Consider the following 21,157-nt stretch of genomic DNA (forward strand, 5'->3'; position numbering starts at 1 on the left):
CATCGCGCCGCCGGCGCGCCCCGCGTCCAGCCCCTGGGCGCCACCCACACGCCGTGCTCTGAATCGTGACACGTCCGGACCGGGTTCGGGGAGTGCCTTGTGGCGTGGGGTACCCGGGCGCGTCCCGCGCCGCTGGTCGACACGCGGCTCTTTGTCCTTTTGTGCGGCGGGTGCCAGGCAATCCGGCGGATGCTCAGGCGCAGAGGTTCGCCACCGCGACCCGGACCGGATCGGGGTTGGCCCAGCTCCAGTTGGGGTGCGCGCGGTTGGTGAGCAGAACGAGCACGATCCGGCGGCCGGGGTGCACGAGAAGCGAGGTGCCGGTGAAGCCGGTGTGTCCGAAGGTGCGACTGGTGGCGAGTTTGCCCATGAACCAGGGCTGGTGAAGCACCACCCCCAGGCCATGGTCGGAGGTGCGGTCGGGACGTTCGGCGTCGACGGCGGGCAGGCCGGCGTTGACGTTTGTCAGCATCTTCGCGGTGGTTTCCGCGGAGAGGATCCGGGTGCCGCGGTAGGTGCCGCCGTCCAGCAGGAGCTGCCCGATGACGGTGAGGTCGGCGGCGGTGGAGAAGATGCCGGCGTGTCCGGCGATCCCACCGAGATGGTTGGCGACGTCGTCGTGCACGGTGCCCCGCAGCAGTCCCCGGCTGGAGCGGGCGTCGGTGGCGACGAGTCGCGCGGCCTGGTCGGCGCTGCTGAGCCAGGTCTTGGGGTTGAAGCCGGTGTCGCGCAGGCCGAGCGGGCCGGTGATGCCGGACTTGAGCGCCTTGTCGAGCCGTTGACCGGTGACGTGCTCGACGAGTTGGGCGGCGACCATGAGACCGACGCTGGAGTAGCGGAAGACCGTGCCGGGGGTGGCGCCCTTGATCAGCGGGGTGGCCAGGACGGCGGCCCGCCGGGCGGCGTCGTCGGGCAGACCGGTGACCTTGGCGCCGACGGGCAGCCCGCTGGTGTGCGCCAGCAGCATGCCGACGGTGACCTTGCTCTTGCCGGCACCGGTGAAGCCGGGCAGATACTCCACGACGGGGGCGTCGAGGGCGATCCGGCCGGCGTCGACCTGCTGCAGGGTCAGGATGGCGGTGAACACCTTGGTCAGCGAGGCGGTGTCGAAGATCGAGTCGTGACGCATGGCGACCTGCTTCGACTCGGGCAGCAGCACCGGGCCGGCACCGTAGCGCAGCGCCTTGCCGACCACGGCCCGGGCGACGAGCTTGCCGTCGACCTGCACGGACGTCACCGCGCCGGCGTACGCGGGGTGGTTCGGGTTCTGTGCCGTGGGCTTCAGGTGCCGGGTCAGCTCCATCGCCAGGCCCCGGCTCAGCGGTGACGGCGTGCCGATGCCGGCCTGCCCGCTCAGGCTGCCGTCGGCCGCCGCCTCGGCCGAGCTGCCGGGTGCCGCGCCGAGCGCCTCGCCGGCCGCCGCCGAGGGCGTTCCCGTGGGCGGCGCACTCGACGCCCCGGCGCCGGGACGGTGCGTCGCGGCGGGGCCGGTGGGTGAGCCGGTGGCGGCAACGGCGTCCGGCGTGGACGGCGACACCGGCTGGCGGCAGCCGGCGACGGCAGCGGTGACCGCGGCCAGGCCGAGCCCGAGCACGGTACGGCGGTGCACAGACATGCGCCGCATCATGACAGGCGTTGATCGTCCGACAAAGCCCCTGCCCCTTGCCGGCGGCGCTGTGTCACGGTTTCTGAGTCTGCCCGGTAACCGTTGTGATCGGCGGGCCGGATTCGTAGGCTCGTGTCGCGACCGCGCCGTCGCGAACCACCGCCAAGGGAAGGACGCCGGTGCTGTACTGGCTGTTGAAGTACGTGATTCTCGGCCCACTGCTGAGACTCATCTTCCGGCCGCAGGTGGAGGGCCTGCACCACGTACCGGCCACCGGCCCGGTGATCCTGGCCAGCAACCACCTCTCCTTCTCCGACTCGATCTTCACCCCGTTGATCGTGCCCCGGAAGGTCACCTTCGTGGCCAAGGCGGAGTACTTCGCCGGCAAGGGGATCAAGGGTGCGCTGACGAAGATGTTCTTCACTGGCACCGGCACCATCCCGGTGGACCGCTCCGGCGGCCAGGCGGCCCGCGCCGCCCTGGACACCCAGCTCAAGGTGCTGCGGGCCGGCGGCATCGCCGGCATCTACCCGGAGGGCACCCGCTCCCCGGACGGGCGGCTCTACCGGGGCAAGACCGGCGTGGCCCGGCTGGCGTTGGAGAGCGGCGCGCCGGTGGTGCCGGTGGTGATGCTCAACCTCGACAGGATCCAGCCGCCCGGCACGCTGCTGCCCAGAGTGGAACGGGTGCGCATCCGGTTCGGCCCGCCGCTGGACTTCTCCCGGTACGCCGGGCTGGCCGGTGACCGGTTCGTCGAGCGCGCGGTCACCGACGAGATCATGTACGAGCTGATGGAACTCTCCGGCCGTGAGTACGTCGACGTCTACGCCCAGAAGCTGAAGAACCCACCCGCCGCCCCCGTCGCCGCCTGAGCCGCTTTCGGCACGTCGCCTCGGTTGTGCCGCCCGACGGTGGCGGGTCAGCCGGCGAGGGTCCGGGTCTCGCCGACGTCCGGTCGGGCCAGGGTGAGCAGGCCCGGTGCGGCGTTGCGGTGGGCGAAGGCCCGTACCTCGGCCAGCGGATCGGCGGCCCGCGCGTGCTCGCCCACCGTCTCCAGTTCCCGCACCGCGAACGTCAACGCCAGGATCCGGTCGGTGACGTCGGGAATGCCCGCGTAGAGCTCGGCGGCGGCCAGGTGCAGTTCCGCGGCGTGCCGGTGGTCGCCGTCGGCGCCGGCCAGCGCCCCGGTGACGGTCCGCAGCGCCGCCTCCGACCAGGGCGTACGGTGACCGACCTGATCCAGCATGCCGCGTACCCGAGCGGCGGACCTGCGGCCGGTGAGGGTGGCCGCCCAACTGGCGGCGGCGATCCACTCGCCGCTGGCCAGCGCCGGCACCGCCGTCCACGCCTGTGCCAACTCGTCGAGCAGGGACACCGCGCACTCGGTGCGCCCCTGCACCGCCCGGCACAGCGCGCCCATCGCCAGCATCGTCCAGTGCAGCCGGTGGAAGCCGCTGCGCCGGGCGGTCTCCAGCGCGGCAGCCACGTCGTCGCCCGCCGGCACCGCTGCCGGACCCGGGGCGGTCGACGAACCGGCGGCCGGCGGCACCGGCTGGCCACGCAGCACCAGCAGGCACGACCGCAGCCCACGGACCTGCATGTCCCAGCTGCCGGTCGGGGTGTCCACGAACGCCTCGGCGGCGGCGAGCAGCCGACCGAAGTCCCCCTCGAACCAGGCCCGCATCGCCTCGCCCGAGTAGCTGGTGGTCAGCGTCTGCCCGCTCGCGGTGCGGGCCGGCGCAGCCGAGAGCAGGGCGTCGGAGCGCAGCCAGTCGCCCTCCTCCCGCACCGCGTACGCGAGGTTCTGGGTGGCCCGGGGCAACGCCAGCAGCTGCCGGCCCCGGCTGAACTCGACGATGGCGTACAACTCGTCCAGGCCGGAGCGGTCGCCGGCCTGGTAGCGGGCGGTGGCGGCGGTGATCCGGGCGTTGGTGCGGATCTCGGTCAAGCCGAGCCGCTCGCCGATCTCGGACGCGGTGTCGGCCGCTGCCACCGCCGCGTCGCGCTCGTAGTTGAGCATGTGCAGCCGACCCAGCTCGGCGTAGGCGTCCGCCTTCTGGGCGCTGTCCGGCAGCGGCTCGAACAGCCGTACCGCGTGGTCCAGGCAGGCCAGTGCGGCCTGCCGGTCGGCGCGCAGCCACGCCGCCTGACCGAGCAGCGTCCAGGCCCGCGCCGCGCACGCCTCGTCGCCGTGCGCCAGCAGCCGGTCGGCCAGCGTCTGCACCTGCTCGGAGCCGCCACCGGAGAGGAACGCGTTGCCGTCACGGTAGAACGAGATCTCCGTGCTCAACAGTTCCAGCTGGAGCCGGCCCACCGGGTCGGAGTCGTCGGCCAGCCCGAGGGCCCGACCCGCGTGCCCGGCGGCAGCGTCCAACCCGTGCAGGGCGTACGCCCGGCGGGCCGCCCGGTGCAGCGCGGCCCGGGCCGGGCCGGCGTACCGGGTGGTGTCCATGCCCAGCGACCGGGCGATCTCGTGTGCCGCCCAGCGGTGATGAGCCAGCACCTCGGCCAGGTCGGTGTCCCGGCTCTGCGACAGCGTGTCCAGCCAGTCCGCCGTGCGTTCGTGCCGGGCCACCCGCTCGGTACGCGGCAACCGCTGGTAGCAGACGTCGCGCACCAGCACGTGCCGGAACCGGTACTCCGGCTGACCGGCCATGGTGGACGCACCCTGCTCGTGCACGAAGTCGCGTTGCTCCAGCCGGCGCAGCGCCCGCTCGACCGCCTCGACCGACTGCCCGACCGCCGCCGCCACCGCGCCCGGCCAGAACTGCACCCCGACCACGGCCGCCGCCAGCAGCACCGCCCGCTCCTTCGCATCGAGCAGGTCGACCCGGTTGGCGATGACCGCGTGCACGCTCTCCGGCATCGGCAGGTCGAGGTGCTTCTCCAGCGACCAGCCCCGCCCCGACTGACGCAACGCACCCTGCTCGATCAGCATCCGGACGTACTCGTGGGCGTAGAGCGGGTTGCCGCCGGCCACCTCGATCAGCGGGGTGAGCAGGTCGGCGGAGAAGGCGGCCTGACCGAACATGTGCGCGTACAACGCGGCGATGCCGGTGTCGCGCAGCGGCGGCAGGGTGATCGTCACCGAGCCGGTGATCGTCCCCGCCCAGCTCGGGTCCCGGTCGACCAGCTCGGGACGGGCGGTGCAGAGCAGCAGCAGCGGCACGTCCCGGGCCGCCGCGCCGAGCAGTTCCACGAAGCGCAGCATGGCGTCGTCGGCCCAGTGCAGATCCTCGAAGACCAGCACGGTGGGGCGGCGGGCCGCCAGCGCCAACAGGAACCGCCGCCACGCCGACTCCGCCTCCTCGGCCGGCAGCGGGGTGCCCGCAAGGCCGACAAGCGGGCGCAGCGCGTCCGCGACCCGGTCCCGCTCGCCGGGGCCGACCAGCTCGCCGACGGCAGCGGCGAGCCGCTGCGCGGCGGTGCCGGCCGGGTCGGTGTCGAGGATGCCCGCCTCGGCCTTGACGATGTCGGCCAGCGCGGCGAACGTGACGTTCTCGCCGAACGGTGGGCAGCGCCCGATCCGCCAGGTCAATGGCTCGTCCACCAGCCGGTCGGTGTGCCGGTGCAGCTCCCGGACCAGCCGGCTCTTGCCGATGCCGGCCCGTCCGAAGACGGTCACCACCTGGGGTCGGCGGTCGCGCAGACTGCGGTGCAGGGCGTTGACAAGCATGCCCAGCTCATGTTCGCGGTCGATGAGCGGGGTGGCGTCCGGTTCCCGGTCGGCGGGCTGCTGGCGTACCGCGGCCAGGGCCAGCCACACCTCGGTGGGTGCGGAGCGCCCGCGCAGGGTGACCGGCGGCTGCTCCTCGTAGCGGATGGTGTCGCGGGTCAGCGCGTGCGTGGTGCCGTCGACGAGCACCCCGCCCGGCGGTGCCACGGACTGCAACCGGGAGGCGGTGTTGACCACGTCGCCGGCCACGATCGCCTGCCCACCGTCACGGGCGGCGGCCACGTCGACAAGCGCCTCGCCGGTGGCCACCCCCACCCGGAAGCGCAGCCCGTCGGTGCCGGTGGGCGTGAAACGGGTGAGCACCCGTTGCAGCTCCAGGCCGGCCCGTACGCACCGCAGCGCGTCGGTCTCGGTGGCCACCGGCGCGCCGAACAGGGCCATCACCGCGTCGCCGATGTACTTCTCGACCACCCCGCCGTACTGGCTGACCACCCGCCGGGCGGCGGAGAAGAACCCGGTCTGCATGCCCCGGACCAGCTCCGGGTCGGCCCGCTCGACGTACGGGGTGAAGTCGATCAGGTCGACGAAGAGCACGCTGACCCGGCGGCGGTCCTCCTGCGGGATCGCCGGGGCACGGTCGTTGCCGGCCCGGGGCGCGCCGCAGGAGGTGCAGAACGCCACGTCGGGCGCGAGCGGGCGCAGGCAGTGCGGGCAGACGGCACCGAGCTCCGCGCCGCAGCCACCGCAGAAGCGGTCTCCGTCGGCGGCGGTGCGTCCACAGCGATCACACTGAGTGGCGATGACACCCTCCACTGGTGAGCCCCGACGCGGGGCGCACGACCGAGTATCGCTGCCCAGCCGAGTGTCGGGTACCGGGCTGTTGGTTTGTGGACACTCCGCCGGGCAGTGCGCTGTGTGGCGCAACGGCTAGATTCAGGCAACCGATTCGTTGATCGTTATCAGAGGGGGGACAGCCTCATGGTGTACGTCATGTTGAGCAGCGACTGGACCGACGGTAACGGCGTCACCCACTTGGCCGGGGACACGGTGGATGTGGACGCCGCGACCCTCGCTCAGCTTCAGGCCCAGGGCATCGTCGGTGAGGTGCCGGGCAAGGGCAAGGACGGCACGGACTGGGCCGGGCCGGGCGGCACCGACTGGGCCGGGCCCGGGAGCACCAAGCCCTGACCGTGAGCTGCACACGGGCGGCGTCGGGACCTGTTCCCGACGCCGCTTTCGTGTTCCGGCTTCGCGATAAGTGCGCGCGGCTGCCGGTCAGCGGTCGCTCATGCCGGCGCGGCGGCGTAGCGCCGGCACGTCGGTGACCACGATCCGGCGGCCCTCGGTACGCAGCCAGCCCCGGTTGGCGAACGATCCGATCGCCTGGTTGACGCTCTGCCGGGAACCGCCGGCCATCTCCGCGAGCTGGCTCTGGTTCAGCTCGATGGTGATCATCGGTGCCTGGCTCTCGCCGGCGAGCCGCACCAACGTCTTGGCGACCCGGCCGGGCAGGTCGAGGAAGACATGGTCGGCGTTCTGTTCGGTCAGCCGGCGGATGAGCGCGCCGAGGGACCGCATCACCGCGTCGAGGATGCGCGGGTTCGAGTGCACCAACTCCATGAAGGCGCCCCGGGACAGGGCCAGGGCGGTGCAGTCCTCGATCGCCTCGGCCGAGGCGGACCGGGTGGAGGCGTCGAGCAGCGAGACCTCACCGAGCACGTCAGGTGGTCGGATCACCGACAGAACGGCCCGTTCGCCGGTCGGCGCGGTGCGGAACACCGCGACCGCACCCCTGCGCAGCACGATCAGCGACTCGCCCGGGTCGTTCTCCACGAACAGCAACTGACCCTTGCGATATGTCCGGGGCACCGCGGCGGCGATCACACGCTGGCGTACCTCGGGTTCCAGCCCGGCGAACATCTCCACACCGGTGAGAGCGTCGCCCGGCTCTGGCAGGCGCATCTCCACGGCCCCACCCCTCCCCGGTCAAGGACCCAACTCGCTCACCGGGTGAGCCTGGCGGCCCTGACAAGGCGGACTGACACCCGATCGGCGTCCGGTAGCGGTACACATCAGATCATGACGGTCCGGTCGCGTGGTGTACACCCCTCAAGTCGCTTGTGTGACAGCTTCAGCTGCGATGTCACCGTTGCGGGTGGCGTGGAAGCGCTCCCGAGGCCTCGCCCCGCTCGTCAGGGCGGTACGGGCGTCGGCGAGGATGGCGGAGATGGTCTACCGCTATTTCTACGACTGCGAATTCATCGAGGACGGCCGCACGGTCGAACTGGTGTCGATCGGCATGGTCGACGAGCACGGCCGCGAGTTCTACGCGGTCTCCACCGAGTTCGACGCGTCCCGAGCCGTGCCCTGGGTTCGCCGCAACGTCCTGGACAAGCTGCCCTCGCCGGCGGATCGGGCCTGGCGTTCCCGTGAGCGCATCCGCGACGAGTTGTACGACTTCCTCGTCGAGCCGCTGCGCGCCGGCAACGGCGAGGAGTTGGAACTGTGGGCCTGGTACGCCGCGTACGACCACGTGGTGCTCGCCCAGCTCTGGGGTGCCATGCCGGCGCTGCCCCGGGAGATCCCCCGGTTCACCAAGGACCTGCGGCAGCTGTGGGACGACCGGGGTCGCCCGCGGCTGCCGAACGCCGATTCGGCGCGGCACGACGCCCTGGTCGACGCCCGGCACAACCTGGCCCGGTGGCGGGCGATGACCGGATCGTAGGTTTGGCCGGTTCCGTCCCGGGCACCGGTTCGGCCTGACGGGGGTCGACGTGAGGGAGCACCGCCATGAGCGAGCGCCAGCATGACTGACGAGGCGATGGCCGTCGGCGCGGCGCGGGAGCGGATCACCGAGCTGATCCGGGCGGCGGGCAGTTGCACGCTCACCACCATCTCGCTCGACGGTCGGCTGGTGGGCCGGCCGATGCTCCTGCAACGGGCGGCGTTCGACGGCGAGCTGTGGTTCTTCGGGTACGCCCGGTCGGCGACGGTGCGGCAGCTGCGGGTCAACCCGGAGGTCGAGGTGAGCTTCGCCGACCCGGAGAGTCAGGTCCGGGTGTCGCTCTCCGGCACCGCTCGCGACGACCACGACCCGACGCGGGCAGCGCGGCTCTGGCGTCCGGAACTGGCCACCTGGTTCCCGGACGGGCCGACCACACCCGGTCTGACCCTGATCGCCGTGCACGTCACCGCTGCCCGTTGCTGGGACCGCACCGGCCGTCGACAGGATCTGCTCGGTGCTGCCGGGTCTGCGCCACCTGGTGCGTCGGCGTTCGCGCCGGGCAGTGTGCCGGTGACGGCCGGTGAACGTCGTGATCACGCTACTGAGCGGTAGCGGGGCGCGGTGTCCGGTCGGACCAGCGGCGACTACAGTCGCAATGACGGCCCGCCCCGGGCCGGCAACGGCGCCGAAGGTCTGACGTGACGCATATCCTGGGGCTTGATCGGGCTTGACCAGATGCTCCCAGGAGGATGAGCGATCATGCGTATCGGCGTGCTCACCGGCGGCGGCGACTGCCCCGGTCTCAACGCGGTCATCCGGGCGGTGGTCCGTAAGGGCGTCGCCAGCTACGGCCATGAGTTCGTGGGTTTCCGGGACGGTTGGAAGGGCCCGCTGGAGGGCCTGTCCCGCCCGCTGGGCATCGCGGAGGTCCGGGGGATCCTGCCGCGCGGCGGCACCATCCTGGGCTCCTCGCGGACCAACCCCTTCAAGATCGAGAACGGCGTCGAGCGGATCAAGGAGAACCTGGCCGCCCAGGGCGTCGACGCGTTGATCGCCATCGGCGGTGAGGACACCCTCGGTGTCGCCACCAAGCTGCACGAGCTGGGCGTCCACGTCATCGGCGTGCCGAAGACCATCGACAACGACCTCGGCGCCACCGACTACACCTTCGGCTTCGACACCGCGGTCAACATCGCGATGGAGGCCATCGACCGGCTGCACACCACCGCCGAGAGCCACCACCGCACCCTGGTGGTCGAGGTGATGGGTCGGCACGCCGGCTGGATCGCCCTGCACGCCGGCCTGGCCGGCGGCGCCAACGTGATCCTGCTGCCGGAGCGGGCCTTCGACGTCGAGCAGGTGGCCGGCTACGTCGAGAAGCGCTTCCAGCACCAGTACGCGCCGATCGTCGTGGTCGCCGAGGGTGCCCAGCCGCTGGAGGGCCAGATGGTCCTGCAGAACCAGGAACTTGACGCGTTCGGCCACGTCCGGCTCGGTGGCATCGGCCAGTGGCTGGCCGAGCAGCTGGAGGCCAAGACCGGCAAGGAGGCCCGGACCGTCGTGCTCGGGCACATCCAGCGCGGCGGCACCCCGAGCGCGTTCGACCGGGTGCTGGCCACCCGGCTCGGCCTGCAGGCCATCGACGCCGCGCACGAGGGCGACTGGGGCAAGATGGTCGCGATGCAGAGCACGGACATCGTCCGCGTCCCGCTCGCCGACGCCACCCGTGAGCTCAAGACCGTCCCGCTGGAGCGCTACGCCGAGGCCGAGGTCTTCTTCGGGAGCTGATCGTGGTTCCGGTGTCGCGGCGGGCCGCCCGGTCCGCCGCGACACCGCTTTCCCGGAGGAGGTACGTCAGGTGTCAGCCGGAGTGCGCACCGTCGCGGTGATCGGCGCAGGCAAGATCGGCGAGTTGATGCTGTCCGGGCTGCTGCGCTCGGGTTGGCCGGTGGACCGCCTGCTGGCCACCGCCCGCCGCCCGGCCCGCGCCGAGGAGTTGACCGCCCGCTACGGCGTACGGGTGGTGGACAATCTCACCGCGGTCGACGAGGCCGACGTGCTGGCCGTGTCGGTCAAGCCACAGGACGCGGCGGTACTGCTTGACGAGATCGGGCCGAAGGTGCCCGGCGGCAAGCTGGTCATCTCCCTCTGCGCCGGCCTGCCCAGCAGCTTCTTCAGCCGCCGGCTGCCCGAGGGCACCCCGGTCGTACGGGTCATGACCAACACCCCCGCCCTGGTGGACGAGGCGATGACCGCCATCTCCGCCGGCGCGCACGCCACCGGGGAACACCTGGCGCTGGCCGAGGAGATGTTCAAGCCGCTCGGCTCCACCATCCGGGTGCCGGAGAGCCAGCAGGACGCGGTGACCGCCCTGTCCGGCTCCGGCCCGGCCTACTTCTACCTGCTGGTCGAGGCGATGACCGACGCCGGCATCCTGCTCGGCCTGCCCCGCCAGGTGGCGCACGACCTGATCGTGCAGACCGCGATCGGCTCGGCGGTGATGCTGCGCGACTCCGGCGAACATCCCGTGAAGCTGCGCGAGGCGGTCACCTCGCCCGCCGGTACCACCATCTCCGCCGTCCGCGAGCTGGAAAATCACGGCGTACGCGCGGCACTGCTGGCCGCCCTGGAAGCGGCCCGCGACCGCGCTCGCGAGCTGGCCGCCCAGGCCGAATGATCCCTCCCCGGGCAGTCGGACAGCTCGGAGTGACCCCTCCTCGGGCAGCCGGACAGCTCGGCGCGGACGCCGGTCAGCGTCGGGTCGCGGATGATCCACTCCGTTACGCCGATATGGCGGGTTCCCTGTGGCGGGGAAACCGCCAGTTCAGCGAAACGGAGTCGATCACGCCCGACGCTGGTATCCCCGGCAGGTCCGGGTGACGCATACTGGCGCGGTGTTCACTCTCGCTCAGGCCCGGCACCTGGTGGCCACCCTGCAACCTCGGATCGACGAGCTGATCCGGGTCCGCGCCGACCTGACCGAGTTGCAGGTCGATCTGACCAACCACGGGCTCAGCGCACTCGGCGGACGACCCGAGCTCAAGGGGCTGGAAGCGCGCCTGCACGCGATCTGCGACGAGATCGGGCAGCACGGCATCGAGATCAAGAGCGTCGCGCCGGTGCTGCTCGACTTCCCCGGCGAACGCGAGGGCCGACAGGTGCTCTGGTGCTGGCTGGAAGGGGACGCCGACGTGCGCTGGTACCACCGCGCAGACTGCGGCTTCGCCGGCCGCCGCCCCCTCTGATCTCCACTGAACTCCGCGCCGGGCACGGGTCCGATGTGGAGGCCACTCGTCCGGTGGCGACACTCGCTACGGTGGGCGTGGATCATGCTTACCAACGGGGGAGGGCACTGAATGTTCGCCGTACGGTTGACCGCCGATGCCGAGCTGCGTCCGCTCAATCCGTGGCACGCGGAGGAGTTCCTGGCCAACCTGGACCGGGCCCGGAAGAACATGACGCCCTGGGTGTCGCCGGCCTTCGTGGCCACCGACCTGGACGGGGCACGGCTGGTGCTCCAGCGTTACGCCGACCGGTGGGCCCGCGACGACGGCGGCATCTGGGGCATCTGGTCCGACGGGACGCTTGTCGGCGGGGTGCTGCTGGTGTCACTGAACGCCGGGACGGGAGTCTGCGAGGCGGGCTGCTGGTTGGAGCCGGCCGCCGAGGGACGCGGGCTGGTGACCCGCGCGGTCAGCCGGCTCATCGACTGGGCGGTCGACGAACGCGGCCTGCACCGGGTCGAGTGGCGTGTCCTCGCCGGCAACGTCCGCAGCATCGCGGTGGCCCGTCGGCTCGGCATGCGTCGTGACGGCGTACTGCGTGAAGTGGTTGCGGGCCCGGACGGGCGGTCCGACCTGGAGATCTGGTCGCTGCTGGCCCCGGAGTGGCGCGCCCACCGCGCCGGTGCGCCGCGCGGTGCGGATGGCGGCGAGCGACTAGAACACTAGGGTATGGCGCGTTCGACGACTCTCGTCCGACCTGCACCGGCCCGACAGGTTCTGCCCGTCGTCGCCGTGAGCACGGCGGGGGCGAGTGTCGTCGCGCTCGCCGCGCTGGGGGCGGCCGGCCACGGCGGCTACGCGAGCGACCCGGTCGGCGCTGTCGCCCTGGCCGCGGCGGCGACGGTCAGCACCGTAGTGGCTGCCCGACTCGGTCGATCGGGCCACCGCGCCGCGGGCCGGCTCGCCGCCGGACTGGCCGTGTCCCTGCTCGCCTACCTCCTGCTCACCGTCCTGACGGTGGCCGCGGTCGCTACCGGCCAGCCGTGGGCTGCGGTGACCGTCGCGGCGTGGAACTCGGCCTGGATCCCGCCGCTCGCGCTGATGCAGCTCACCGCCTCGGCGGCCGTCCGCACCAGCGGTGCCACCCCCTGGACGCACCGGGTCGTGGGCCTCACGTTGGGCGTGGTCACACTTGTCAACGCGGTACTGACCACGGCGAGCGAACCGTTCGCGGGGCTCCCGACGATCGCGGGGGAGTCGTGGCGTACCGCGCTCGCGCCGGTCGGCGCCGCCGCCACCCTCCTGGGGATGGGCGCGCTGCTCCTGCTGCCGGTGACGCTCTGGCGAGCCGCCCTCGGCTCGCACGAGACCGTCCGGGCACGGCTCGGCATCGCCGCCGCGGCAACCACCGCGGCACCGCTGACCGTCGCCTTCTGCCTGCTCCTCGCCGTCGCCCGGGCACCCGGCGGCGTCGAACCCGCGCTGGGCTCGGTGGCCTTCCTGGTGGCACTCTCGGGTGCCACCGCGTTCGCCGCCGGCTGCGCGCTCGCCGCCGCCCGGGGTGCCGCCGAACCTCGTCAGGTCACCGTCGTGGTCCGCGTCGCCGGTCTGACCGCCGCAGCCCTGATCATCGCCGGCGTCGGCACGATCGTGGCCGCTCCCGGCTCGTCGCTCGGCCCGACCACGGTAGCCCTGCTCGTCTCGGCGCTTACCGTCCTCGTCGGCGGCGCGGCCTGGGTCGCGACGGGCCTGCTGGCCCGAACCCTCACATCCCCGCCGCCTTCAGGACCGGTCGGTCCGGAGACGACGCCGCGAGTCGAGGCGACGATCGCACCGACACATGTCGGAGCCCCGCACCTTTTGCCGTCCGACACGCCGCCCACAGCCGAGGGTTCAGCCGGGACGACGGATGCGGTCACTGGTCCGGACGCGGCCGGTGGATCTGGCGTGGTCGGGACGGCGGATGCGGTCGCTGGGCCCACGGCGGCCGGGGCATCGGGCGGGGGCGGGGTCGGGCTGGTGGCCCTCGGCGGGTTGACGGCGCGGGAGCGGGAGGTGCTCGCTGCGCTTGCCGAGGGGGCCAGCAACGCGGGGATCGCGGCGCAACTGGTGGTGTCCGAGCGTACGGTCGACGCACACCTGCGGGCGATCTTCATGAAGCTCGACCTGACGCCCGGCGGCACCACCAACCGGCGGGTGCAGGCGGCACGGATCTGGCTGGAGCACAGCCGACAGCGCTCCTGAGCAGGAGATTGCTGAAGATAGGTGTTGAGGCCGATGCCGGTGACGGCGGCCTCGGGGCACGGTGGGCCATCACTCGACCGTGGAGGCTGGCACCGTGTCCGTCCCGTACCTGCGCCGCGTCGCGCTCGTCGCCCTGTTCGTCCTGCTGCTCGTCTCGCTGGTCGGCCGGACCGTGTTCATGCTCTGGGAACCACCGTTCGACGGCACGATCCGGTACGACGACATTCGCGAACTGGGCTCGGCGTACTGGCCGATGAACCTCTACCTGGGTGGCCCGGCGTACGCGGTGTCCTGGGTCGCCGTCGCGGTCTTCATCGTCCGGCTCGGCAGGGGACGCGCCGGGGTGCTGAACCTGGTCGGCGCGTTCCTGGTCGGTCTCGGTGGCGTGGTGTTCGCGCTGACGATCACCGCGGAGGTGCTCCCGTTCGCCTACGCGGCCGACCCGGCCGTGCTGCCGGAGGCGCAGGGACGCGCCCTGTTCGACGTGCTCAACGACCGGCTGGACTGGGTGATCCCGGCCATCATCAGCAGCCAGTTGGCGATCGTCGCGGGCATGCTCCTGGCCCTGGTCGGTGCGCTGATCGCGCGGACCATGCCCCGGCCGTTGACCATCGCCGCCCTGGTCTACGCGGTGCTCTTCGTAGCGCTCCCGCTGGCGCAGTTCGGCCGCGCCGTCGTCATCGTCGACTACCTGCTCCAGGTGGCCCTGGTCGCCGCGATCGGCTGGTACGGGCTGCGAGCCGTCGACCGCGAGGCACGGGACACCACCCCGCAGGCGGCCGACGATCGCTCCACCCCGCACACGGAATCCGCCGTCGCGTGACCCGCGCGCAGTCCGCCTGCCGCGTCACCCGCGCGGAGTCCGTTTATCCGTGACCCGCGCGGAGTCCGCCTGCCGGGTGACCTGCGCGGAGTTCGCCCGCCCACGGGACGCGCAGGGGATTCGCCGTCGCGTGACGCGGACCGGGCGAGCGGGTCGGCGGAGAACCGACCCACTGGCCCGGCGGAGAACCGACCCGCTGGCCCGGCGGCGAGCGGTCAGATCCGTTCGGCCTTGGCCAGTGCGGCACGCACCTTGTCGGCGTCGCCGGCGGCCTCCTGCTCCCAGTTCGCCGGGTCGGCGGAGTAGATGGTGCCGTACGCCGGGGTGTCCGGCTGGAACCGCCAGCTGTCGGCGAGCGTGCCGGCGTCCACCGCGTCGTAGCCGATCCGGTCGAGGAAGGCGGTGACGACGGCCTTGGCCTCGGCGTCGTCACCGGCGATCGGCAGCGCACTGCGGTCGGCGGCACCGGCGGGCCGGGCCAGGGCGAGCAGGTGTCGGAAGAAGATGTTGTTGAACACCTTCACCACCCGGGCCTCGGGCAGGTGCTGTTGCAGCAGCTCACTGCTGGTGACGCTGCCCTCGTCCAGCTCGGGGATCTGGCCGTCGCGCTGCGGGTAGTAGTTGTTGGTGTCGATGACGACCTTGCCGGCCAGCGGCTGCGCCGGCACCGCCCGGTACGACTTCAGCGGGATGCTGACCACCACCAGGTCACCGGCGCGAGCCGCGGCGTCGGCGGTGCCCGCGCTCGCACCCGGCCCCAACTCGTCGACCAGGTCAGACAGGGTCTCCGGCCCCCGCGAGTTGCTCAGCACCACCTCGTACCCGGCCGCCACCGCCAACCGCGCGACAGTGCCTCCGATGTGTCCACTTCCGATCAACCCCACGACCGACACGTCAACTCCCATCGACTCGGGCTCTCCCGTCGAACCTACTCGCCAGCCGGACACTTCCGGCCGATCCAGGGTGATCTCCGCCCGACGAGCGTGCGGCGGCGACGGCACCCGAACCCCGGGCGCCGTCGCCGGTGAGTCAGCAGCGGGATGTCAGGGCAGGGTCTTCTCCACGGTGGCGCGCAGCGTGGGGTCGTCGGGGGTGACCGTCGGGGCGAAACGGGCGGCCACGGTCCCGTCCGGAGCGACCAGGAACTTCTCGAAGTTCCAACGGACGTCACCGGTGTGGCCGTCGGCGTCGGGGGTGTCCACCAGGGCGGCGTAGAGCGGATGACGGTCCGGGCCGTTCACCGCGACCTTCTCCGTCAGCGGGAAGGTCACGCCGTAGTTGACCTGGCAGAACTCGCTGATCTCCGCAGCGCTGCCGGGTTCCTGGCCGGCGAACTGGTTGCACGGCACGCCGAGTACCACCAGCCCGCGGTCGGCGTACTCGTCCTGAAGGGCCTGCAGGCCGGCGTACTGCGGGGTGAGACCGCAGCGGGAGGCGACGTTGACCACCAGCAGGGCGCGCCCGCGGTACTGCGCGAGATCGGCGGGGCCGCCGGTGAGGGAGTTGATGGGGGTGTCGAAGACGGACATGGCGTGAGGGTATCGCCGAACGTCGGTTCGCGGCGCGGCGGCTACCGCTCGGTAATGGCCATCCACCGGCGAAGACCCTTCGGGCGGCGCGGGTTTCGCCCGAGCCGACAAATCGATACATCGACATCTTGACGAAGTGGAGTCGCGTGAGTAGCGTCTCATCAACATTTTGGAAAGTTTCCTAACTGTTTGGAGACGCCACATGAAGAGATCGCTCCGCCGGGCCCTCTGGGTCGGCGCCGTGGTCGCGGTGACCGTCGCCTCGGTCCCGATGGCCACGGCGTTCGGCGCCGGAAGTGTGACCACCTCGTTCACCCGGGTGCAGGACTGGGGGACCGGTCACGAAACGAGGGTCACCATCACCAACGGCTCCAGCGCCAGCGTCAGCACCTGGCGCATCGAGTTCGAGCTGCCCTCGGGCACCAGCATCAGCAGCTCCTGGGACGCCGACGTCACCCGCAACGGCAACCGGTACGTGGCGGTCAAGAAGAGCTGGGCCGGCGCGCTCGCGCCCGGCGCCTCCTTCAGCTGGGGTTACAACGGCACTGGTGCGTACCGGGCGCCGTTGAACTGCACCGTCAACGGCGCGGCCTGCGGCGGTGGCACCCCGCCCCCGACGAGCCCGCCGCCGCCGACCACCACCACCGCACCGCCGCCGCCGACCTCGCCGCCCCCGACCACGCCGCCGCCCCCGCCGAGTGGACAGAAGGTGGTCGGTTACTTCGCCCAGTGGGGCGTCTACGCCCGCAACTACCACGTCAAGAACATCCACACCAGCGGCTCGGCGTCCAAGCTGACCCACATCCTGTACGCCTTCGGCAACACCACCGGCGGCCGGTGCACCATCGGTGACAGCTACGCCGACTACGAGAAGGCGTACACCGCGGCGGAGAGCGTCGACGGCGTCGCCGACACCTGGGACCAGCCGCTGCGCGGCACCTTCAACCAGCTGCGCAAGCTCAAGCGGATGTACCCGCACATCAAGGTGATCTGGTCGTTCGGCGGCTGGACCTGGTCCGGTGGCTTCACCCAGGCCGCGCAGAACCCGACCGCCTTCGCCGAGAGCTGCTACAACCTGGTCGAGGACCCGCGCTGGGCGGACGTCTTCGACGGCATCGACATCGACTGGGAGTACCCGAACGCCTGCGGTCTGACCTGTGACGCCAGCGGCCCGAACGCGTTCAAGAACGTGGCCAGCGCGCTGCGTACCCGGTTCGGCTCGTCGGCACTGGTCACCGCCGCGATTACCGCCGACGGCAGCAACGGTGGCAAGATCGACGCGACCGACTACGCCGGTGCCGCCACCCACCTCAACTGGATCATGCCGATGACGTACGACTACTTCGGCGCCTTCAACGCGCAGGGCCCCACCGCCCCGCACTCGCCGCTCTACTCGTACTCCGGCATCCCGCAGCAGGGCTTCTGGTCGGACGCGGCCATCCAGAAGCTCAAGAGCAAGGGCATCCCGGCCAACAAGCTGCTGCTCGGCGTCGGCTTCTACGGTCGGGGCTGGACCGGGGTCACCCAGTCCGCGCCGGGCGGCACCGCTACCGGCCCCGCGCCAGGCACCTACGAGCAGGGCATCGAGGACTACAAGGTCCTCAAGAACACCTGCCCGGCGACCGGCACCATCGGTGGCACGGCGTACGCCAAGTGCGGCAGCAACTGGTGGAGCTACGACACCCCGTCGACCATCGGCGGCAAGATGACGTACGCGAAGAACCAGGGCCTCGGTGGCGCGTTCTTCTGGGAACTCTCCGGTGACACCAGCAACGGAGAGCTGATCAGCGCCATCCGCAACGGCCTCGGCTGAATGTAAGGAAGGGCCCCCTGTTAACGCCTCCGGTAGAGCACGGGCCCCTTGTTAACACTCCGGCAGCTCGATCTTGCCGCGTGTTAACAGGGGGCCCTTCCTATGCAAAAGGCGATAACAAGGGGCCCTTCCTTACATCAGGGCGGGGTGTGACAGACTCGCCGGTCGGAACGGTGCGATGTGCGCAGATGGGGAGGTAGCGATGCGGGTGTACCGGCGCAGCGCCGCCCTCGTCCTGCTCACGACCGCCTCGCTCACGCTTGTCGGCTGCGGACTGATCGGCGGCGACGAGAAGCCGGCGGAGCAGCCCGGTCGGGCACCGGCCGACGAGGCCCTGGCGAAGTCCCGCGAACGGGTGCAGGCGTACCTCGACGCGATGACCGCCAAGGACGTCGCGGCCGGGCGCAGCCAACTCTGCACGGTGTTGCACGAGTCGTTCGACGCGGCGGCGACCGGGCCGAACGGCGACTTCGCCGACCACTTCACCGTGGCGCAGACCGAGATTGTCGACATCCGCCCGGGACCGGTCGGGCAGGAAGTCAGCACTGTGGTAACTGTCACGGTGGGCAAGCGCGAGGCCAGTCGATCGCTGCTGTTCACGGTCACCCGCGACGGCCTGGACTGGTGCATTTCGGGCGAGCGGCCCGGTGGGCACAGCCCGTCTCCCACGCCGACGCCCTGACCTGCGGCAGCGCGCCGCGTCGTCCATCTGCCGGAACCCGGCCCCTCACTGGGCGGTCACCCGGTCGGCCGCCGTACGCTTTCGTCATGCGCCATGAGTGGCATCAGTTGAGTCATCCGGCGGTGAGCAGCCCGGTGTTGCAGACCAGCCGTCCGACCGTCGACTCCGCCGAGGACGAGGCCCTCGGTCTGGACCGTTGGCGGGAGCTGCCCCGCGCCCAGACCCCGCCCTGGGAGGACCCGGCCCAGGTCGCCGAGGTCTGCAAGGTCCTCGACCGGGTCCCGTCGGTGGTCGCCCCGTACGAGGTCGACCAGTTGCGACAGCGTCTCGCGCTGGTCTGCGAGGGCAAGGCGTTCCTGCTGCAGGGCGGCGACTGCGCGGAGACCTTCGCCGACAACACCGAGAGTCATCTGCTGGCCAACGCCCGCACGCTGCTGCAGATGGCGATCGTGCTGACCTACGGCGCGTCGCTGCCGGTGGTGAAGGTGGCCCGGGTCGCCGGGCAGTACACCAAGCCCCGGTCGTTGCCGACCGACGCGCGCGGCCTGCCGGCCTACCGCGGCGATATGATCAACTCGCTGGAGGCCACGCCGGAGGCGCGGGTCGCCGACCCGCAGCGCATGATCCGGGCGTACGCGAACTCCGCCGCCGCGATGAACATGCTGCGCGCCTACCTCGCCGGAGGACTGGCCGACCTGCACGCGGTGCACGACTGGAACAAGGGCTTCGTGCGCAACTCCCCGGCTGGCGAACGGTACGAGGCGATCGCCCGCGAGATCGACCGTGCCCTGGCGTTCATCCGGGCCTGCGGGATGACCGACGACGAGGCGCTGCGTACGGTCACCCTCTACTGCTCCCACGAGGCCCTGGCGCTGGAGTACGACCGGGCGCTGACCCGGGTCTCCGACCGCCGGGCGTACGGGCTGTCCGGGCACTTCCTGTGGATCGGCGAGCGCACCCGGCAGATCGACGGCGCCCACATCGACTTCATCTCCCGCATCGCCAACCCGATCGGGGTCAAGCTCGGCCCGACCACCACGCCGGACGAGGCGATCGAGCTGTGCGAGAAGCTGAACCCGGAGAACATCCCCGGTCGGCTCACCCTGATCAGCCGGATGGGCAACCACAAGGTACGCGACGCGCTGCCGCCGATCGTGGCCAAGGTGACCGCCGCCGGGGCGAAGGTGGTGTGGCAGTGCGACCCGATGCACGGCAACACCCACGAGTCGTCGAACGGCTACAAGACCCGCCACTTCGACCGGATCGTCGACGAGGTGCTGGGCTACTTCGAGGTGCACCGCAGCCTGGAGACCCACCCCGGTGGCCTGCACGTCGAGCTGACCGGTGAGGATGTCACCGAGTGCCTCGGTGGCGCCCAGAACATCGCCGATCTCGACCTGCCCGACCGCTACGAGACCGCCTGCGACCCGCGCCTGAACACCCAGCAGTCGCTGGAACTGGCCTTCCTCGTAGCAGAGATGCTCCGTGGCTGACGCGTGATCGGGTGGCATGACTGTGGCGGACGCGAGGAGTGAGCTTGCGAGCCCCACAGTCGGCAGCTGTCTGGCATGACTGTGGCTGACGGGATGGAGCGTGACATGCCGATTGATCTGCGTTCGGACACGGTGACCCGGCCCACCCCCGGGATGCGGGAGGCGATGGCCGCCGCCGAGGTCGGCGACGACGTCTACGGCGAGGACCCGACGGTCAACGCGTTGGAGGCCGAGGTCGCCGCGCTGTTCGGGCACGAGGCGGCACTGTTCTGCCCGACCGGCTCGATGGCCAACCAGATCGCCCTGCAACTGTCGGTGCCGCCCGGCGCGGAGCTGCTCTGCGACGCCGACGCGCACGTGATCACGTACGAGATGGGGGCCGCTGCCGCGTACGGCGGCATCACCTCGCGGACCTGGCCTGCGGTGGGCGCGGACGTGGACCCCGACGTGGTCGCCGGCATGATCCGGCCCGACGGCTACTGGGCGGTGCCCACCCGGGCGATCGCGGTGGAGCAGACCCACAATCGCGGCGGCGGCGGAGTGATCCCCCTCGACACGTTGCGCCAGCTGCGCCGGGTCGCCGACGAGGCGCAGGTGGCGCTGCACTGCGACGGGGCACGGATCTGGCACGCCCACGTCGCCGACGGGGTGCCGCTGGCCAGCTACGGCGCGCTGTTCGACACCCTCTCGGTCTGCCTCTCCAAGGGGCTCGGCGCGCCGGTCGGCTCGCTGATCGTCGGCGCCGCCGACAAGATCGAGCGGGCGCGGGTGATCCGTAAGCGGATGGGCGGCGGGATGCGTCAGGCCGGCGTCCTCGCCGCTGCCGGCCGGTACGCCCTGTCCCACCACATCGACCGGCTCGCCGAGGACCACGCGAAGGCGGCCCGGCTGGCCGAGGCGATCGCCCCGTTCGGGGTGCTGGCCGCCCCGGTACGCACCAACCTGGTCCCGCTGGACCTGACCAAGGCACCCATGGACGCGCACGCGCTGGCTGCCGCGGCGCGCGCCGAAGGCGTACTCATCTCGGTGCTCGGCCCCCGCACCGCCCGCCTGGTCACCCACATGGACGTCACCGACACCGCCGTCGACCAGGCCGCCACCACCCTCACCCACATCCTCCGCGCCTGACCCCGCTCCTACCCCGCGCCCCCGCGCCCCTCGCGCTCCCACCCCGGGCCGGGCTCCCGCGATCTTGCACTTTTGGTCGCCGAAATGCCCCTTGTGCGGCTTATGCGGCGACAAGAAGTGCAAGATCGCGGGCGCAGGGCGCAGGGCGCAGGGCGCAGGGCGCAGGGCGCAGGGCGCGGGGGAGCGCTAGCGCGCCTGGGCCCCTGCCAGCGGC

At 71.7% G+C, this 21,157-nt stretch carries 19 protein-coding genes; 14 read left to right on the forward strand and 5 right to left on the reverse strand.

The window, feature by feature from the left end:
- Positions 1-193: 193 nt before the first annotated feature.
- On the reverse strand, positions 194-1,615 hold the full coding sequence (locus tag C1A38_RS21130; protein WP_233196935.1) for a serine hydrolase domain-containing protein: 1,422 nt from the start codon (positions 1,613-1,615) through the stop codon (positions 194-196).
- Between the two features lie 170 nt (positions 1,616-1,785).
- On the opposite strand from C1A38_RS21130, the gene C1A38_RS21135 reads away from it, so the two are divergent.
- Positions 1,786-2,478 carry a lysophospholipid acyltransferase family protein gene (locus C1A38_RS21135; RefSeq protein ID WP_102659489.1) on the forward strand — a complete coding sequence of 231 codons (693 nt, stop codon included), beginning with the start codon at positions 1,786-1,788 and terminating at the stop codon, positions 2,476-2,478.
- Positions 2,479-2,525: 47 nt separating this feature from the next.
- Here C1A38_RS21135 and C1A38_RS21140 read toward each other — a convergent pair whose 3' ends face one another.
- The gene (locus C1A38_RS21140; RefSeq protein ID WP_102659490.1) at positions 2,526-6,095 is read right to left on the reverse strand and encodes an ATP-binding protein; all 3,570 of its coding nucleotides are present in this window, start codon (positions 6,093-6,095) and stop codon (positions 2,526-2,528) included.
- A gap of 177 nt (positions 6,096-6,272) precedes the next feature.
- Between C1A38_RS21140 and C1A38_RS21145 the strand changes: the two genes are divergently transcribed.
- Positions 6,273-6,470: a hypothetical protein gene (locus tag C1A38_RS21145; RefSeq protein ID WP_162097625.1), complete on the forward strand. Its 198-nt coding sequence runs from the start codon at positions 6,273-6,275 to the stop codon at positions 6,468-6,470.
- An 87-nt stretch (positions 6,471-6,557) separates the two neighbouring features.
- Here C1A38_RS21145 and C1A38_RS21150 read toward each other — a convergent pair whose 3' ends face one another.
- On the reverse strand, positions 6,558-7,250 hold the full coding sequence (locus C1A38_RS21150; RefSeq protein ID WP_013735136.1) for a Crp/Fnr family transcriptional regulator: 693 nt from the start codon (positions 7,248-7,250) through the stop codon (positions 6,558-6,560).
- A gap of 259 nt (positions 7,251-7,509) precedes the next feature.
- Here C1A38_RS21150 and C1A38_RS21155 point away from each other — a divergent pair, with 259 nt between their 5' ends.
- The 8 genes from C1A38_RS21155 (at position 7,510) to C1A38_RS21190 (ending at position 14,298) form a co-directional block, all read left to right on the forward strand.
- Positions 7,510-8,007, forward strand: coding sequence for a polyadenylate-specific 3'-exoribonuclease AS (locus C1A38_RS21155; RefSeq protein WP_146017589.1), 498 nt, complete (start codon positions 7,510-7,512; stop codon positions 8,005-8,007).
- 81 nt (positions 8,008-8,088) lie between these two features.
- On the forward strand, positions 8,089-8,619 hold the full coding sequence (locus C1A38_RS21160) for a pyridoxamine 5'-phosphate oxidase family protein (RefSeq protein ID WP_102659492.1): 531 nt from the start codon (positions 8,089-8,091) through the stop codon (positions 8,617-8,619).
- 147 nt (positions 8,620-8,766) lie between these two features.
- Complete coding sequence (locus C1A38_RS21165) at positions 8,767-9,795, forward strand: 6-phosphofructokinase (protein WP_102659493.1); 1,029 nt, start codon at positions 8,767-8,769, stop codon at positions 9,793-9,795.
- A gap of 127 nt (positions 9,796-9,922) precedes the next feature.
- Complete coding sequence (gene proC, locus C1A38_RS21170; protein WP_238358924.1) at positions 9,923-10,684, forward strand: pyrroline-5-carboxylate reductase; 762 nt, start codon at positions 9,923-9,925, stop codon at positions 10,682-10,684.
- A 217-nt stretch (positions 10,685-10,901) separates the two neighbouring features.
- Positions 10,902-11,252, forward strand: a complete 351-nt coding sequence (locus tag C1A38_RS21175; RefSeq protein WP_102659494.1) for a DUF2203 domain-containing protein — start codon at positions 10,902-10,904, stop codon at positions 11,250-11,252.
- A 111-nt stretch (positions 11,253-11,363) separates the two neighbouring features.
- Positions 11,364-11,957 carry a GNAT family N-acetyltransferase gene (locus C1A38_RS21180; RefSeq protein WP_102659495.1) on the forward strand — a complete coding sequence of 198 codons (594 nt, stop codon included), beginning with the start codon at positions 11,364-11,366 and terminating at the stop codon, positions 11,955-11,957.
- 66 nt (positions 11,958-12,023) lie between these two features.
- Entirely contained in the window at positions 12,024-13,475 is a 1,452-nt protein-coding gene (locus C1A38_RS31950) for a response regulator transcription factor (RefSeq protein ID WP_233196936.1), read from the forward strand.
- Positions 13,476-13,569: 94 nt separating this feature from the next.
- Positions 13,570-14,298 (forward strand): hypothetical protein, encoded by a 729-nt coding sequence (locus C1A38_RS21190; protein WP_146017590.1) that lies wholly within the window; start codon positions 13,570-13,572, stop codon positions 14,296-14,298.
- A gap of 215 nt (positions 14,299-14,513) precedes the next feature.
- Here C1A38_RS21190 and C1A38_RS21195 read toward each other — a convergent pair whose 3' ends face one another.
- Together C1A38_RS21195 and C1A38_RS21200 are read right to left on the reverse strand one after the other, a co-directional pair.
- Complete coding sequence (locus C1A38_RS21195) at positions 14,514-15,191, reverse strand: NADPH-dependent F420 reductase (protein WP_102659497.1); 678 nt, start codon at positions 15,189-15,191, stop codon at positions 14,514-14,516.
- A gap of 150 nt (positions 15,192-15,341) precedes the next feature.
- A complete protein-coding gene (locus C1A38_RS21200) occupies positions 15,342-15,827 on the reverse strand; it encodes a glutathione peroxidase (RefSeq protein WP_102659498.1) in 486 nt (161 codons plus the stop codon).
- Between the two features lie 202 nt (positions 15,828-16,029).
- Between C1A38_RS21200 and C1A38_RS21205 the strand changes: the two genes are divergently transcribed.
- The 4 genes from C1A38_RS21205 to C1A38_RS21220 all read left to right on the forward strand — a co-directional run bounded on the left by C1A38_RS21205 (position 16,030) and on the right by C1A38_RS21220 (position 20,943).
- The gene (locus C1A38_RS21205; protein WP_102659499.1) at positions 16,030-17,640 is read left to right on the forward strand and encodes a glycosyl hydrolase family 18 protein; all 1,611 of its coding nucleotides are present in this window, start codon (positions 16,030-16,032) and stop codon (positions 17,638-17,640) included.
- 202 nt (positions 17,641-17,842) lie between these two features.
- A complete protein-coding gene (locus C1A38_RS21210; protein ID WP_102659500.1) occupies positions 17,843-18,322 on the forward strand; it encodes a hypothetical protein in 480 nt (159 codons plus the stop codon).
- A gap of 86 nt (positions 18,323-18,408) precedes the next feature.
- Entirely contained in the window at positions 18,409-19,815 is a 1,407-nt protein-coding gene (locus C1A38_RS21215) for a class II 3-deoxy-7-phosphoheptulonate synthase (protein ID WP_102659501.1), read from the forward strand.
- A 105-nt stretch (positions 19,816-19,920) separates the two neighbouring features.
- The gene (locus C1A38_RS21220; RefSeq protein WP_102659511.1) at positions 19,921-20,943 is read left to right on the forward strand and encodes a threonine aldolase family protein; all 1,023 of its coding nucleotides are present in this window, start codon (positions 19,921-19,923) and stop codon (positions 20,941-20,943) included.
- Positions 20,944-21,157: the final 214 nt, after the last annotated feature.

This window comes from Verrucosispora sp. ts21 (genome assembly GCF_002879555.1).
In the GTDB taxonomy this organism is placed as follows: domain Bacteria; phylum Actinomycetota; class Actinomycetes; order Mycobacteriales; family Micromonosporaceae; genus Micromonospora; species Micromonospora gifhornensis.

Bases quoted from the DNA above. Each gene is read 5' to 3' on its own strand.
- C1A38_RS21130 (WP_233196935.1), bottom strand. From the start codon at position 1,615: ATGTCTGTGCACCGCCGTACCGTGCTCGGGCTCGGCCTGGCCGCGGTC.
- C1A38_RS21145 (WP_162097625.1), top strand. From the start codon at position 6,273: ATGTTGAGCAGCGACTGGACCGACGGTAACGGCGTCACCCACTTGGCC.
- C1A38_RS21155 (WP_146017589.1), top strand. From the start codon at position 7,510: ATGGTCTACCGCTATTTCTACGACTGCGAATTCATCGAGGACGGCCGC.
- C1A38_RS21160 (WP_102659492.1), top strand. From the start codon at position 8,089: ATGACTGACGAGGCGATGGCCGTCGGCGCGGCGCGGGAGCGGATCACC.
- C1A38_RS21165 (WP_102659493.1), top strand. From the start codon at position 8,767: ATGCGTATCGGCGTGCTCACCGGCGGCGGCGACTGCCCCGGTCTCAAC.
- proC (WP_238358924.1), top strand. From the start codon at position 9,923: ATGCTGTCCGGGCTGCTGCGCTCGGGTTGGCCGGTGGACCGCCTGCTG.
- C1A38_RS21180 (WP_102659495.1), top strand. From the start codon at position 11,364: ATGTTCGCCGTACGGTTGACCGCCGATGCCGAGCTGCGTCCGCTCAAT.
- C1A38_RS21200 (WP_102659498.1), bottom strand. From the start codon at position 15,827: ATGTCCGTCTTCGACACCCCCATCAACTCCCTCACCGGCGGCCCCGCC.
- C1A38_RS21205 (WP_102659499.1), top strand. From the start codon at position 16,030: ATGAAGAGATCGCTCCGCCGGGCCCTCTGGGTCGGCGCCGTGGTCGCG.
- C1A38_RS21210 (WP_102659500.1), top strand. From the start codon at position 17,843: ATGCGGGTGTACCGGCGCAGCGCCGCCCTCGTCCTGCTCACGACCGCC.
- C1A38_RS21215 (WP_102659501.1), top strand. From the start codon at position 18,409: ATGCGCCATGAGTGGCATCAGTTGAGTCATCCGGCGGTGAGCAGCCCG.
- C1A38_RS21220 (WP_102659511.1), top strand. From the start codon at position 19,921: ATGCCGATTGATCTGCGTTCGGACACGGTGACCCGGCCCACCCCCGGG.